This is a genomic window from Bradyrhizobium sp. BR14999 (assembly GCF_056106085.1).
In genome coordinates this window covers 8,416,391-8,428,581 of record NZ_CM148536.1, presented here as the reverse complement: position 1 = coordinate 8,428,581, position 12,191 = coordinate 8,416,391, and the positions used below count along the sequence as shown (strand labels likewise).

General features: G+C 64.6%; 15 protein-coding genes. 5 read left to right on the top strand and 10 right to left on the bottom strand.

Annotated elements, in window-relative coordinates:
* Position 1: 1 nt before the first annotated feature.
* The 3 genes from moaD to uvrC form a co-directional block, all read right to left on the bottom strand.
* Positions 2 to 253 carry a molybdopterin converting factor subunit 1 gene (moaD, locus tag ACR9YP_RS39305; protein ID WP_091886798.1) on the bottom strand — a complete coding sequence of 84 codons (252 nt, stop codon included), beginning with the start codon at positions 251 to 253 and terminating at the stop codon, positions 2 to 4.
* Positions 250 to 867 (bottom strand): CDP-diacylglycerol--glycerol-3-phosphate 3-phosphatidyltransferase, encoded by a 618-nt coding sequence (gene pgsA / locus ACR9YP_RS39300; RefSeq protein WP_091886795.1) that lies wholly within the window; start codon positions 865 to 867, stop codon positions 250 to 252. The genes moaD and pgsA overlap by 4 nt, the downstream gene beginning before the upstream one ends.
* A gap of 96 nt (positions 868 to 963) precedes the next feature.
* Positions 964 to 3,033 (bottom strand): excinuclease ABC subunit UvrC, encoded by a 2,070-nt coding sequence (gene uvrC, locus ACR9YP_RS39295; protein WP_474218569.1) that lies wholly within the window; start codon positions 3,031 to 3,033, stop codon positions 964 to 966.
* Positions 3,034 to 3,282: 249 nt separating this feature from the next.
* Between uvrC and ACR9YP_RS39290 the strand changes: the two genes are divergently transcribed.
* Positions 3,283 to 3,906, top strand: a complete 624-nt coding sequence (locus tag ACR9YP_RS39290; RefSeq protein WP_438105146.1) for an outer membrane protein — start codon at positions 3,283 to 3,285, stop codon at positions 3,904 to 3,906.
* A gap of 70 nt (positions 3,907 to 3,976) precedes the next feature.
* Here ACR9YP_RS39290 and ACR9YP_RS39285 read toward each other — a convergent pair whose 3' ends face one another.
* The 4 genes from ACR9YP_RS39285 to ACR9YP_RS39270 all read right to left on the bottom strand — a co-directional run bounded on the left by ACR9YP_RS39285 (position 3,977) and on the right by ACR9YP_RS39270 (position 6,733).
* Positions 3,977 to 4,192, bottom strand: a complete 216-nt coding sequence (locus ACR9YP_RS39285; protein WP_008544396.1) for a cold-shock protein — start codon at positions 4,190 to 4,192, stop codon at positions 3,977 to 3,979.
* Between the two features lie 251 nt (positions 4,193 to 4,443).
* Positions 4,444 to 5,304, bottom strand: a complete 861-nt coding sequence (locus tag ACR9YP_RS39280; protein ID WP_438105142.1) for a 23S rRNA (adenine(2030)-N(6))-methyltransferase RlmJ — start codon at positions 5,302 to 5,304, stop codon at positions 4,444 to 4,446.
* A 157-nt stretch (positions 5,305 to 5,461) separates the two neighbouring features.
* Positions 5,462 to 6,166, bottom strand: coding sequence for a ribonuclease T2 family protein (locus tag ACR9YP_RS39275; protein WP_438105140.1), 705 nt, complete (start codon positions 6,164 to 6,166; stop codon positions 5,462 to 5,464).
* A gap of 105 nt (positions 6,167 to 6,271) precedes the next feature.
* On the bottom strand, positions 6,272 to 6,733 hold the full coding sequence (locus tag ACR9YP_RS39270) for a hypothetical protein (RefSeq protein ID WP_474218568.1): 462 nt from the start codon (positions 6,731 to 6,733) through the stop codon (positions 6,272 to 6,274).
* 184 nt (positions 6,734 to 6,917) lie between these two features.
* Here ACR9YP_RS39270 and ACR9YP_RS39265 point away from each other — a divergent pair, with 184 nt between their 5' ends.
* Both ACR9YP_RS39265 and ACR9YP_RS39260 read left to right on the top strand, forming a co-directional pair.
* The gene (locus ACR9YP_RS39265; protein ID WP_091886779.1) at positions 6,918 to 7,211 is read left to right on the top strand and encodes a hypothetical protein; all 294 of its coding nucleotides are present in this window, start codon (positions 6,918 to 6,920) and stop codon (positions 7,209 to 7,211) included.
* A gap of 45 nt (positions 7,212 to 7,256) precedes the next feature.
* Positions 7,257 to 7,787 carry a DUF3617 domain-containing protein gene (locus ACR9YP_RS39260; RefSeq protein WP_438105138.1) on the top strand — a complete coding sequence of 177 codons (531 nt, stop codon included), beginning with the start codon at positions 7,257 to 7,259 and terminating at the stop codon, positions 7,785 to 7,787.
* Positions 7,788 to 7,963: 176 nt separating this feature from the next.
* Here the strand turns inward: ACR9YP_RS39260 and ACR9YP_RS39255 are convergent, their stop codons facing one another.
* Genes ACR9YP_RS39255 through ACR9YP_RS39245 form a run of 3 tightly spaced genes read right to left on the bottom strand, consistent with a single transcriptional unit; the run spans position 7,964 to position 10,643 of the window.
* Positions 7,964 to 9,352 (bottom strand): ATP-binding protein, encoded by a 1,389-nt coding sequence (locus tag ACR9YP_RS39255; protein WP_438105136.1) that lies wholly within the window; start codon positions 9,350 to 9,352, stop codon positions 7,964 to 7,966.
* Between the two features lie 20 nt (positions 9,353 to 9,372).
* A complete protein-coding gene (locus ACR9YP_RS39250; protein ID WP_438105134.1) occupies positions 9,373 to 10,104 on the bottom strand; it encodes a response regulator in 732 nt (243 codons plus the stop codon).
* Entirely contained in the window at positions 10,101 to 10,643 is a 543-nt protein-coding gene (locus tag ACR9YP_RS39245; protein ID WP_244551117.1) for a MarR family winged helix-turn-helix transcriptional regulator, read from the bottom strand. The genes ACR9YP_RS39250 and ACR9YP_RS39245 overlap by 4 nt, the downstream gene beginning before the upstream one ends.
* On the opposite strand from ACR9YP_RS39245, the gene ACR9YP_RS39240 reads away from it, so the two are divergent.
* Positions 10,611 to 10,985 (top strand): hypothetical protein, encoded by a 375-nt coding sequence (locus ACR9YP_RS39240; protein ID WP_370986526.1) that lies wholly within the window; start codon positions 10,611 to 10,613, stop codon positions 10,983 to 10,985. The genes ACR9YP_RS39245 and ACR9YP_RS39240 overlap by 33 nt on opposite strands.
* The gene (locus ACR9YP_RS39235; protein ID WP_474218567.1) at positions 10,982 to 12,064 is read left to right on the top strand and encodes a branched-chain amino acid aminotransferase; all 1,083 of its coding nucleotides are present in this window, start codon (positions 10,982 to 10,984) and stop codon (positions 12,062 to 12,064) included. The genes ACR9YP_RS39240 and ACR9YP_RS39235 overlap by 4 nt, the downstream gene beginning before the upstream one ends.
* Positions 12,065 to 12,191: the final 127 nt, after the last annotated feature.

Here is a 12,191-nt window from a genome sequence, read left to right as displayed (position 1 = left end):
CCTAGCCGCCTGTCATCGGCGGGAAGAACGCGATCTCGCGAGCGCCCGCGATCGCGGTGTCCTGCTTGACATGGGCATGATCGATCGCGGCGCGGATCACCTTCGGCTTCTCGAAGGCGTAGGCGTAGGCCTCGCTCCGGCCGGACAGCCAGGCGATCAGCTCCTCGATGGTGCGCACCGTCGCGGGCGGCTCGATCATCTCCTCGGCCTTGCCGACGCGCTCGCGCACCCAGGCGAAATACTTCACCTTCATCCCTCGTCCTCCTTGATGAGGTGATGGATGCCGGCGCGGAAATAGTCGTAGCCGGTGTACATGGTGAGGATCGCCGAAGCCCACAGCAGCGCCAGTCCGATCATCGACACCACCGGCACCACCTCATCGCCGGCCGGACCAGCGAGCAGGAAGCCGATGGCGACGAGCTGAACCGTGGTCTTCCATTTGGCGAGCTTGGTGACGGGCACGCTGACGCGCAGCGCGGCGAGGTATTCGCGCAGGCCCGAGACCAGGATCTCGCGGCACAGGATCACGATGGCAGCCCACAGCGACCAGCCATGGATGATGCCGTCGGCAGCCAGCATCAGCAGGCACGAGGCGACCAGCAGCTTGTCGGCGATCGGGTCGAGCATCCGGCCGAACGCCGATTGCTGATTCCAGATTCGCGCATAATAACCGTCGAGGTAGTCCGTCACCGCGGCGCCGATGAAGATGGCCACCGCCACCCAGCGCAGCCATAGCGGCCCGTCCACGATCGACTGCGCGTAAATGCATCCGACCACGACCGGGATCGCGGCGATCCGGCCGTAGGTCAGGATGTTGGGAAGGGACATCGAGCGCCTGGTTGCCCCTCGTGTCGTTGCGATGTTCATCCGTCCTACCAATACCGCTGGTGCCTGAACGTCAACCGTTCCGCTCCCCAATGAGGCGCGGACGCAACGATCATATGACCGCGATCCCCCTTTAGTTCATCCCGGCTGGGGATGGAAATACTCGAAAATCCTGCGGGCGCTCTCGGCGCTGACCCCCGGAACCTTGCCGAGATCGGCGATCGAGGCCCGCTCGATCTCCTTCAGGGTTCCGAAATGATGCAGCAAGGCACGTTTGCGTGACGGGCCGATGCCCGGGATCTCCTGCAAACCGGCCTCGCGGATGTCCTTCTTGCGCAGCTTGCGGTGCGAGCCGATGACGAAGCGGTGGGCCTCGTCGCGCAGGCGCTGGATGAAATAGAGCACGGGATCGCGCGGCTCCAGCTTGATCGCCTCGCGCTCCGGCATGAACAGGGTCTCGCGGCCCGCATCCCGGTCCGGCCCCTTGGCGACCGACATCAGCGACACCTGAGTCAGGCCAAGATTTGCAAAGATCTCGCGGACGGCGTTGAGCTGGCCGCGGCCGCCGTCGATGATGACGAGATCGGGCCATTGCGGGAAATCGTCGTCCTTGGCTTTGGCCGGGCCCTCCTCGGGCGGATTGATCAGGCGCTTGAAGCGTCGCTCCAGCACCTCGCGCATCATGGCGTAGTCGTCGCCGGGCGTCAGCCCTTCCGACTTGATGTTGAACTTACGGTACTGGTTCTTCACGAAGCCATCCTGGCCGGCGACGATCATGGCGCCGACCGCGTTGGTGCCCTGGATGTGGCTGTTGTCGTAGACCTCGATGCGCTTGGGCACGTGCGGCAGGCTTAGCGTCGCGGCCATGGCCTCGAGCAGGCGGCTCTGCGTCGCAGTGTCCGCGAGCTTGCGGCCGAGCGCCTCGCGCGCATTGGTGAGCGCGTGGGTGACGAGCTCCTTCTTCTCGCCGCGCTTGGGCGCGGTGACCTCGACCTTGTGGCCGGCTTTGATCGACAGCGCGTTGGCGAGCAGCTCGCTCTCCTCGATCTCGTGCGAGAGCAGGATGTTCTTCGGCGGCGGCTTGTCGTCGTAGAACTGGGCGAGGAAGGAGCCGAGCACCTCTTCCGGGGTAAACGTCTTTTCCGCGCGCGGAAAATAGGCGCGGTTGCCCCAGTTCTGTCCGGTGCGGAAGAAGAACACCTCGACGCAGGAGAAGCCACCCTCCTGGTGGATGGCGAACACGTCGGCTTCCTCGACCGTGCGCGGATTGATGCCCTGCTGCGACTGGATCGCCGACAGCGCGGCGAGGCGGTCGCGGTAGAGCGCGGCGCGCTCGAATTCGAGCTCGCCGGAGGCCTTCTCCATCTCGCCGGCGAGCTCCTGCTTCACCGCATGGCTCTTGCCGGAGAGGAAGTCGGTCGCCTCGCGCACCAGCGTCGTATAGCCGGGAAAGTCGATCTCGCGGGTGCAGGGGCCGGCACAGCGGCGGATCTGGTAGAGCAGGCAGGGCCGGGTACGGCTCTCGAAGAACGAATCGGTGCAGGAGCGGATCAGGAACGCGCGCTGCAGTGCGGTGATGGTGCGGTTCACGGCGCCCGCTGAGGCGAACGGGCCAAAATAGCGGCCGGGCCGCGTCTGCGCGCCGCGGTGCTTCAGGATCTGGGGCGCCCAATGGTCGCCGGTGATCAGGATGTAGGGAAACGACTTGTCGTCGCGCAGCTGCACGTTGAAACGCGGCCGCAGCTGCTTGATGAGGTTGGCCTCCAGCAGCAGTGCTTCCGTCTCGGTGTTGGTCGAGACGATCTCCACGGTCGCCGTGGCGGCGATCATGCGCAGGATGCGCGCCGGCTGCGGCGCACTCTGGCGCGCGTAATTGGACAGGCGCTTTTTGACGTTCTTGGCCTTGCCGACATAGAGCACGTCCGCGTTCGCATTGAGCATGCGATAGACGCCGGCCGAGGTGGGGGCGAGCCGGACCGCGCGCTCGATCGCCTCATGACCGGTCGCCAGCGGGCCCTCGCCGACCGCGCCGCTCTCTTCCAGGATATCCGGCAGCCGCGCATCGTCCTCGTCGTCGCCGCTCGCTGTCGCGGGATCGAGGTCGGGTGGCGCCATTTCCGCTTCCCGGGGCGGGGCGTGCGGCGCGGTGACCCGCACCGGTTTGCGCGCGCGTGCGTCGTCCGGGTTGTCGGGGGAATCGTGAACCATGGTGCGAATTTAGGCGCTGGGGGTGCCGATTTGAAGTTCCGGCGGTGGTGCACGCACAGGATGGCGAGCGCAGTTCCCGGTAACGCTTGCTTAAGCCTGTTAACAGCGCGGTAACCCGGCTTAACAGCCCTTTAACTTAGAACTCTCGATAAATCTTACGCGAAAAAGTGGTGGTTCCGTAACCATGCGGTCTGGCCTTGCGCGGCAGCGCAGGCATCGCGCGGGACGGCAGTTGCGTTGGAGTGTGTGATGAAGGGGCTCGTTGTGGGCGCAGCCGCGTTGGCTGCAGCCGGCTGGACAGCTTCGGCAGGGGCCGCCGATCTCAATTACGGGCAGCGCGCGCCCTATACCGTCAATCAGCCGCTCAATGCGTATAGCTGGGCTGGTCCTTATCTGGGCGGCAACATCGGCTACGAATGGGGCTCGGTCGACAACAATCCCTCAAAGCCCTCCGGTTTCGTCGGCGGCGTGCAGGCCGGCTATAATTTCCAGAACGGCCCTTGGGTGTTCGGCGTCGAGGGCGACATTCAGGCCGCCGGTGCCGATGATACCTTCGCGCCGTGGAAGTTCTCCAATCCGTGGTTCGGCACCCTGCGCGGCCGCGCCGGCTATGCCTTCAGCAACGTGCTGTTCTACGGCACCGCGGGCCTCGCCTTCGGCGAGTTGCGCGCGCAGACTTTCGGCTGGACGGAGTCGCACACCGCCGCCGGCTGGACCATCGGTGCCGGCGCGGAAGTCGGCCTTGCGCCGAACTGGAGCGCCAAGCTCGAATATCTCTACATCGACCTGTCGACGAGCCAGTTCGCAATTACGGGCGTGTCAAACGGCTATAGCGCCAGCGTTGTCCGCGCAGGCGTGAACTATCACTTCTGATAGCTGAAGAAGAAAATACCGGACCAACCTCCCGGCCGCTCGCGGCCGGGATTTTTTTAAGCCAGGCTCGCTAGGAGAGGATGACCAAATTGACCGCCTTCGGTCCCTTCCCCTTCTTGTCCGGTTCGACTTCGAAAGTAATACGCTGTCCTTCGGCAAGGTCCTTCAGTCCCGCCCGCTCCACCGCGGTGATGTGAACGAAGACGTCGCGGCCGCCGTCGTCGGGCTTGATGAAGCCGTAGCCGCGCTCACCGTTGAAGAACTTGACCGTTCCCGTCATGGCCATCGGGAAACTCCCCCTCATTGCTCCTCCGCCGCGACGCAAACTCACGTCACGACATGACCGGACCTTACGAAGCCCGGGAGCTGGCCATCCTTGGGCGGACCTCATCGGCCCGGCCGGATCTTTCTTAGGCCTTCACTCCGCCGCAACCATTCGCGGAAGCGGAACGTAAAGCCAGTCACGGCAACAGCATAATACGGTTCTTCGCAGATTGACTACCGCTCCTGCATATTTTTCCCAAGAATGCCGGAGTGTTACGGCCTCGGCACCTCCAATCGGAATCTGGCAGCGCCGCCCTGGCCGAGCGGCATTTCGAGCTCCGGCAGGATCGTCTTGAGCTCGCCGTGCAGCGTGTAGGGCGGGTTGACGATCAGAAGACCGGCGGAAGTGAGGGCGGCACCATCGAGCTGCGGCGCCACGCTGAATTCGAGGCGCAGGCATTTTCCGGGCGGCTTTGCTGCGGCTGCGAGCCGCGCCACCGTTTGCGCCAGCGTGTCCGTGGCGCGCCGGTTCTTGGCCGGATACCAGATTACGTAGATACCGGTCGGCCATTTCGCGAAAGCCGTTGCGAAGGCCTCGCCGAGCCGCTCGAATTCGTCCTTGGCCTCGAACGGCGGGTCGATCAGCACGAGGCCGCGCCGCTCCTTCGGTGGCACGAAGGCCGGCAGTGCCATCCAGCCGTCGAGATCGACCACGCGCGCCTGTTCGTCGCGGCGCAGCACGTCGATCAGCGCCTTGCGTGCCTTCGGCTCGAGCTCACAGGCGACGAGGCGGTCCTGCGGCCTGAGCAGGCCGCGCGCGATCAGCGGCGAGCCCGGATAGGCCTTGAGCTCTCCCTTCGGATTGAAGGCGCGGACGATGTCGAGATAGGGTTTGGTCAGCGCCGCGGTCTCGTTCGACAGGCGCGCCTGCATCAGCCGTGCAATGCCGGTCAGCCACTCGCCGCCGCGGCGTGCCTCGTCGCTGCCGAGGTCGTAGAGACCGGCGCCGGCATGGGTGTCGATGACGCGGAACGCCGCCGGCTTGTCCTGCAAATAAGTGAGGATGCGCGCCAGCACGATGTGCTTGATGACATCGGCGAAGTTGCCGGCGTGGAAGGCGTGGCGGTAGTTCATGGGACCAGACTATGTTGTCTCGCGCGATCCCAACCCCTTGTCATTGCGAGCGCAGCGAAGCAATCCAGAATCTTACCGCGGAGGCAGTTTGGATTGCTTCGTCGCCAGCGCAAAATTGCTTCGCAATTTTGTCGCGGGCTCCTCGCAATGACCGGAACTATCCACCCCTGATCGGCGGCATCGTCACCTGGTCGCGGCGGCAGGCGCGGCGTTCGATCTCGTCGCAGGCGCGGAATTGCAGGTCCTTGCTGAGGCAGATGCGGACCTCGGAGAGCCGGGTCCGGTTGCAGGTGACCGAGATGGCGGCATCGCTGAGGCCGGGATTGGCCTTGATGAAGGCGTCCTCGATCTCCGCCGGCGCCACGGTCTTGGCCTGCGACAGATCGAGATATTCTGCCGGGATCTTGATCGCGGCGCGCGCCTTGCGGATCGTCTCGAAATAGCTGCGGCCCTCGAGCCCGGAGCAGGTGCCGTGCTTGTCCCATTCGTTGAAGATCAGGCCCGGCGCCGGCATCAGGTCGAGCATCGAAGAGACGATGCTGCGGTTCAGCCGCGGTGCCGGCCGCTGGCAATATTCGGGGAAGCCGCTCTCATATTGCGGCCACAGCCCATGCACCACGAAGGCGTAAGGGCGTCCGCTGCACTGCATCTGTGAGCGGCCGCCGCGCTCGGCCGCTTCCTCGCAGAAGGAGGGCGACCATGATAGCGACAGCACATAGAAATCGAACTCGCCCGGCGCGTTCTGCCGCTTGTCCTGGGCCTTTGCGCCGCTGGCGAACGAGGCCAGCCCCGCGGCAAGGATCAGGGAAAGCGTCAGCGAGATCACCAGGCGGGAGAACGAATGCAATCTGGAATGAAACATGGCGACGCCCCTCAACTAGACTGTGCAAGGAAGCCTAGCAGGCGATAAGAACATTTCAAGAACAAAATTCAGGCGACCGCCATTCAGCCGCCAGATCGACCCGAATCAGGGCTTTGCGGCGCGGCAGGCCGGATTATAGGCCCAGTTGCGGTCGACGCCGACGACGCACCATTCGACGCCATTGCCGTAGCCGGCGAAGCCGCCATCCTCGATGATCGAGAAATGCACCTTGCGCACCTTGCCGTCATTGAGCAGGGCATCGCCGGTGCAATAGCGGCGCGGAATGTTATCGGACTGCCAGGGACGGAACGCGATTTCGCGGACGGCGGAGAAGCCGGTGATTTTCAGCGAGGAATTCCAGAACGAGCTTTCTTTTTCCCAGAACTGGTTGGCGATCGTCGGCAGCGCCTTGTCGCAATCGGCGACGGCGCCGTCGTAGCGCGGTCCGCTCAGCCAGAAATTCAGCTCCAGCGGATTGGCGGCCCTGGCCTCACCGAGCGATAGCGCCCCGAACATGAGGCCGAGCACGGCGGCAAAGCGGAGCGATTTCGGGGAGGGGGCGCGCATGGTCAATCCGGACAGCTAAAGTCTTGCGAAGGTCGGACGGTGCCGCGAAGGCCGGGAGAGGTCAAGTGCAGCGCGGCAACACTTCGCCAGGAGTTGACCATATCGTCGCAGCCGGCAGGGCTTCCGTTCTTTTCACTTCCAGTCCGGCACCGTAAACTGAGGGCAGCCAATTGGAGTGACGGGAATGCGAATCATTGCGGCCGCGGGCCTTCTTGCCTTGGGTATGATGGCGAGCCAGTCGGCGCGCGCCGATATCCTTCCAGTGCCGCCGTTCAAGGGCAACGACACCGGCGGCATCATCGCCTATTCGATGGCGACCCAGGCCGATGCGCGACAGGTCGCGGTCGATCATTGCGCGCGCTACGGCAAGGTCGTCAAATTCCTCGCGGTGCAGGCCTATGAGGGCGGCTACATCTCGTTCTCCTGCCGCTGGGTGCCCTATGGCGCCGCCGAGCGGCCGATCCGCACTCTCTACTGAGGCGTTGTCGTAACGCCCAAAGCTCTCAAGCCGGGAGTCTTCCACATGACGCGCAAACTCGCTTTGCTCGGCTCGGTCGCTTGTCTCGTGCTGTCGGCAGGCGCAGCCGGCGCCGACGATCTGCCGATGCGCAAGGCCGGGCTATGGGAAATGAAGCTGGTCACGACCGGCTCGCCCGTGCCCGAGATGACGATGCAGCACTGCACTGACGAGACCGTCGACAAGGAGATGAGCAACAACGTCTCCCCGATGGCAAAGCAGATCTGCGCCAAGCAGGAGATCAAGAAGACCGCGACCGGCTATGTCAGCGATTCCGAGTGCAGCGTCGCCGGCGTCAGCACGACCTCGCATGCCGAGATATCAGGCGATTTCAATTCGGCCTACACCGTGAAGACCTCTTCGCATGCGCAAGGCGGCGTCGCCGGCGCGGCCGGCCGCGATAGCACCATGACGCTCCAAGCCAAATGGTTAGGGGCCTGCAAGCCGGACCAGAAGCCCGGCGACATCGTGATGCCAGGCGGCTTCAAGATGAACGTGCGCGATGTCGATAAGCTGAAGGCGCTGCTGCCGAAGTAGACGCACTCACCGCGCAACCGGTGCGCTCCCTCGCCCCGTTCTTACGGGGAGAGGGTTGGGGTGAGGGGCCTCTCTCCGCGAACGAGATTTTTGTGAGACCTGTACCCCCTCACCCGAATTCGATCTGCGATCGAATTCGACCTCTCCCCGCAAGCGGGGAGAGGTGAAGAAGCCGCCTACACCGGAATCCGCACGCTTGCCCTCAATCCTCCCATCGGACTGTCGCCGAGAGTGATGTCGCCGCCATGGGAGCGGGCGATGTCGCGGGCGATCGCGAGGCCAAGGCCGGTGCCGCCTTCGTCCTGGTTGCGGGCGTTATCCAGCCGCAGGAACGGCTTGAACACCTCTTCGCGCAAATGCGCGGGAATGCCGGGCCCGTCGTCGTCGACAGTGACGATGAGATAACGGTGATCGCGCTGGCCGGTGATGGCGATGGCCTTGCCGTAGCGTGCGGCGTTGGTGACGAGGTTGGCGAGGCAGCGCTTGAACGAGGCCGGCTTCACCGTCACCACCGGCAGGCCGTGGAATGCGACGGTCGCGGTGTGGCCGTGGCGTTCGGCGTCACTGCGCAATTCTTCCAGGGCCTGGGCCATGTCGGTCGGCTGCGATTGCTCGCCGGAATCGCCGCGGGCAAAGGCCAGGTAATCCTCCAGCATCATCGACATCTCGTCGACGTCCTTGCGCATGCCCTCGAGCTCGGGACTGTCGCCGATCAGCGCCAGCTCGAGCTTGAAGCGGGTCAGGATGGTGCGCAGGTCGTGGCTGACGCCGGCGAGCATCGCGGTGCGCTGCTCCATCGTGCGCTCGATGCGCGATTTCATTTCGAGGAAGGCGACGGAGGCGCGCCGCACCTCGCGCGCGCCGCGCGGTCTGAAGTTCGGCGCCTCGCGGCCCTTGCCAAAGCTTTCGGCGGCATCGGCGAGCCGAAGGATCGGCTTGATCTGGTTGCGCAGGAAGAGCACGGCGACGATCAGCAGGATCGAGGACGTGCCGACCATCCAGAACAGGAAGATCTCCGAGTTCGAGGCATAGGCGGCGCTGCGCTGCGCGAACACGCGCATCACGGCATCGTCGAGCTGGATGCGGATTTCGACCAGGTTGGAGCGGCCGACGGTGTCGATCCAGAACGAACGCCCGATCTGGCGGCCGAGCTGCACCGACAGCGTCTGGTCGAGCAGCGAGAAGAACGGCTTCGGTCCCGGCGGCGGCATGTCGCCGGCGGGCAGGAAATCGACGACGAGGCCGAGCCGCTGCTGGGCGATGCGGCGGATCTGGTCGCGATCTTTGTCCTGCGGATAGCCCTTGTAGACGTCGATCAGCGCGGCGATGTCCTGCACCACTGCGGCCGACAGGCGGCGCGTCACCGTGTTCCAGTGCCGCTCCATGAACACGAAGGCGACGACCGATTGCAGGATCACCATCGGCACGATCATGATCAGCAGCGCGCGAGCATAGAGGCCAGTCGGCATCCAGCCCTTGAATGCGTTGCCCATCCAGCCATTGGCGGCGGAGACGCGGCCGGCGGCGCTCTTCAGAAGCGTCAGGCCGGTATCGATCGTGCTCATCGGTCGCGCTTCACTGCGGTTTAAGGCGAGGCCACCAGTCGGTAGCCGATGCCGCGTACCGCCTGGAGGAACAGTGGATTGGCGGGATCGGTCTCGATCTTGCGCCTGAGGCGGTTGATCTGCACGTCGACGGCGCGCTCGTTGACGCTGCCGTTGCCGGTGAGCGCGCTGCGCGGCACGGTCTCGCCCGGCGTCTCCGAGAGGATGCGCAGCATCTCGCGCTCGCGGTCGGTGAGGTGGATGACCTCATCGCCCTGGCGCAACTCGCCGCGGTCGAGATGGTAGACATAGGGTCCGAAGGCGATCTTCTCCACGGTCGCGGCCTGCGGCGGCGGTGCGGCGCGCTTGAGGATGTTGTTGATGCGCAGCGCGAGCTCGCGCGGCTCGAACGGTTTTGCGACATAGTCGTCGGCGCCGATTTGCAGGCCCTCGATGCGCGCTTCTGCCTCGTGCCGCGCCGTCAGCATCACGATCGGCACCGAGGACGAGGTGCGGATGAAACGGGCGAGCTCGAACCCGGTCTCGCCGGGCATCATGACGTCGAGGATCAACAGATCGAAATGCAGACCGGTGAGCTTGGCGCGCGCATCGCTGGCGCTGGCGGCGGTCGAAACGCGGTAGCCTTCGCTGGCGAGGAAGCGCGAGAGCAGATCGCGGATGCGGCGGTCGTCGTCGACCAGCAGCAGATGCGGGGCATCGTCGGCGGGTTGCACCGGCGGGCGGGCGAGCGTGGCAGCGAGCGGCACGGTCACTCCTTGGCGTCTTGGTTGACGGAAGCGAAGATCGTCTCGAGCACCTTGTCCGGATCATCGCGGTCGATCATCGCGCGCAGGAAGCGCTTGACGGTCTCGGCATCCTGCGGACCCATCTCGGCGAGCGCCTTGGTGATCCGCGTGGTCTGGAGCCCGGCAAGCTTCTGCACCAGCGCTTCGCCCTTTGGCGTCGCGTAGAGCAGGCGCTGGCGACGGTCATTGTCGCCGGTCTTCTGCACGATGTAGCCCTCGTCGAGAAGCTGCTTGAGCACACGGCCGAGCGACTGTTTTGTGATGCGCAGGACGTCGAGGAGATCGGCGACCTTGAGGCCGGGATAGCGATAGACAAAGTGCATGACCCGGTGATGGGCCCGGCCGAAGCCGAAGGCTTCCAGCTCCTGGTCGGGATCGCCCACGAAATCGCGATAGGCGAAGAACAGCAGCTCGATGATATCCCAGCGCAAATTGCCTCCATCCCCTGCGGCCGGCCGAGGCTCGGCGGCATCTTGAGAGGGATTTACGAAATTTATGTCAGGCATATTGACGTATCTTGGGTTCAATGTTACAAAACGATCGACCCGCACGAAATTTTAGATCGTTTCGCGACGGGCAGCGTCGAAGCAGGAACGGCGGAAAGAGCCGGACAGGCGACGACGGGCGATCAGATCTACCGTGCGATTGTCGAGCGGCATTTCGGCAAAACATACTGGACTTCCGCCTTCGGCAAAAGCATGTCCTCGGCGACATGCTGGCCACGGGAAACCGGCCGTAACAAGGCTGGCGGTGGTCCAGACAGACACCTAATGAAGCCAGCCGGCCCCGAACAGGGGCAGGCGGTGCCAGAACAGCGCCGATACCGGCAGCGGGAGCCAAGGACATGAGTATGACATTCGACATCCAGCCCGCATCCAATCCGACTCCCGAGAAGGACCGCATCGCCAAGCTGGTGGACCCCGGGTTCGGGCGGGTCTTCACCGATCACATGGCGATCGTTCGCTACAACCAGGCCAAGGGCGGCTGGTACGAGGCCAAAATCGAGGCGCGCGCCAACTTCCAGCTCGATCCTGCCGGCGCGGTCCTGCATTACGCCCAGGAAATTTTCGAGGGCCTGAAGGCCTACAAGCGCGACGACGGCGGCGTGAACCTGTTCCGCCCCGATGCCAATGCGCGGCGCTTCAAGGATTCGGCCGACCGCATGGCGATGGCGCAATTGCCCGAGGACGTCTTCATCGAGGCGGTCGAGCAGGTCGTGCGCATCGACCGCGCCTGGATGCCGGGCGGCGAGGGCAGTCTTTACTTGCGCCCCTTCATGATCGCGAGCGAGACCTTCCTCGGCGTCAAGCCGTCCTCCGAATACATCTTCGCGGTCATCGCCTCGCCGGTCGGCTCCTATTTCAAGGGCGGACCTGCGCCGGTGTCGATCTGGGTTTCGGAGAACTACACGCGCGCAGCCATCGGCGGCACCGGCGCGGTGAAGTGCGGCGGCAATTATGCCGCGAGCCTGCGCGCCCAGGCCGAAGCGATCCAGCATGGTTGCGATCAGGTCGTGTTCCTCGATGCGGTCGAGCGCCGCTACATCGAGGAGCTCGGCGGCATGAACGTGTTCTTCGTGTTCGACGACGGCTCGCTGTCGACGCCGCCGCTCGGCACCATCCTGCCCGGCATCACCCGCGACTCCATCATCACGCTCGCCCGCGATGCCGGAAAGACGGTGCGCGAGGAGCCCTATTCGCTCGACCAGTGGCGCAAGGACGCCGCAAGCGGCAGGTTGAAAGAAGCCTTTGCCTGCGGCACCGCGGCCGTGATCTCGCCGATCGGCAAGGTGCGCTCGGTCAGCGGCGATTTCGACATCAGCGGCGGCGCGGCCGGCCCCGTCGCCATGGGCCTGCGCAAGCAGCTCGTCGACATCCAGTACGGCCGCACCAACGATCCGCACAATTGGATCCGCAAGGTGTTTTGAGGCGGAGTACTCGGCTGCGCTCTTCCTTCTCCCCTTGTGGGAGAAGGTGGCATAGGCGGCCTTCGGCCGCCGTTCTCGAGAACGCCGATGCTTCGCATCTGCTATGGCGCGCCGGATGAGGTGTCTG

Excerpts from the sequence above, each read along its gene's own strand:
- ACR9YP_RS39235 (WP_474218567.1), top strand. The coding sequence starts at position 10,982 with ATGAGTATGACATTCGACATCCAGCCCGCATCCAATCCGACTCCCGAG.
- ACR9YP_RS39275 (WP_438105140.1), bottom strand. The coding sequence starts at position 6,166 with ATGTTTCATTCCAGATTGCATTCGTTCTCCCGCCTGGTGATCTCGCTG.
- ACR9YP_RS39285 (WP_008544396.1), bottom strand. The coding sequence starts at position 4,192 with ATGGCCATGACGGGAACGGTCAAGTTCTTCAACGGTGAGCGCGGCTAC.
- ACR9YP_RS39265 (WP_091886779.1), top strand. The coding sequence starts at position 6,918 with ATGCGAATCATTGCGGCCGCGGGCCTTCTTGCCTTGGGTATGATGGCG.
- ACR9YP_RS39255 (WP_438105136.1), bottom strand. The coding sequence starts at position 9,352 with ATGAGCACGATCGATACCGGCCTGACGCTTCTGAAGAGCGCCGCCGGC.
- ACR9YP_RS39280 (WP_438105142.1), bottom strand. The coding sequence starts at position 5,304 with ATGAACTACCGCCACGCCTTCCACGCCGGCAACTTCGCCGATGTCATC.
- pgsA (WP_091886795.1), bottom strand. The coding sequence starts at position 867 with ATGAACATCGCAACGACACGAGGGGCAACCAGGCGCTCGATGTCCCTT.
- ACR9YP_RS39270 (WP_474218568.1), bottom strand. The coding sequence starts at position 6,733 with ATGCGCGCCCCCTCCCCGAAATCGCTCCGCTTTGCCGCCGTGCTCGGC.
- ACR9YP_RS39260 (WP_438105138.1), top strand. The coding sequence starts at position 7,257 with ATGACGCGCAAACTCGCTTTGCTCGGCTCGGTCGCTTGTCTCGTGCTG.
- ACR9YP_RS39290 (WP_438105146.1), top strand. The coding sequence starts at position 3,283 with ATGAAGGGGCTCGTTGTGGGCGCAGCCGCGTTGGCTGCAGCCGGCTGG.
- ACR9YP_RS39245 (WP_244551117.1), bottom strand. The coding sequence starts at position 10,643 with ATGCCTGACATAAATTTCGTAAATCCCTCTCAAGATGCCGCCGAGCCT.
- moaD (WP_091886798.1), bottom strand. The coding sequence starts at position 253 with ATGAAGGTGAAGTATTTCGCCTGGGTGCGCGAGCGCGTCGGCAAGGCC.
- uvrC (WP_474218569.1), bottom strand. The coding sequence starts at position 3,033 with ATGGTTCACGATTCCCCCGACAACCCGGACGACGCACGCGCGCGCAAA.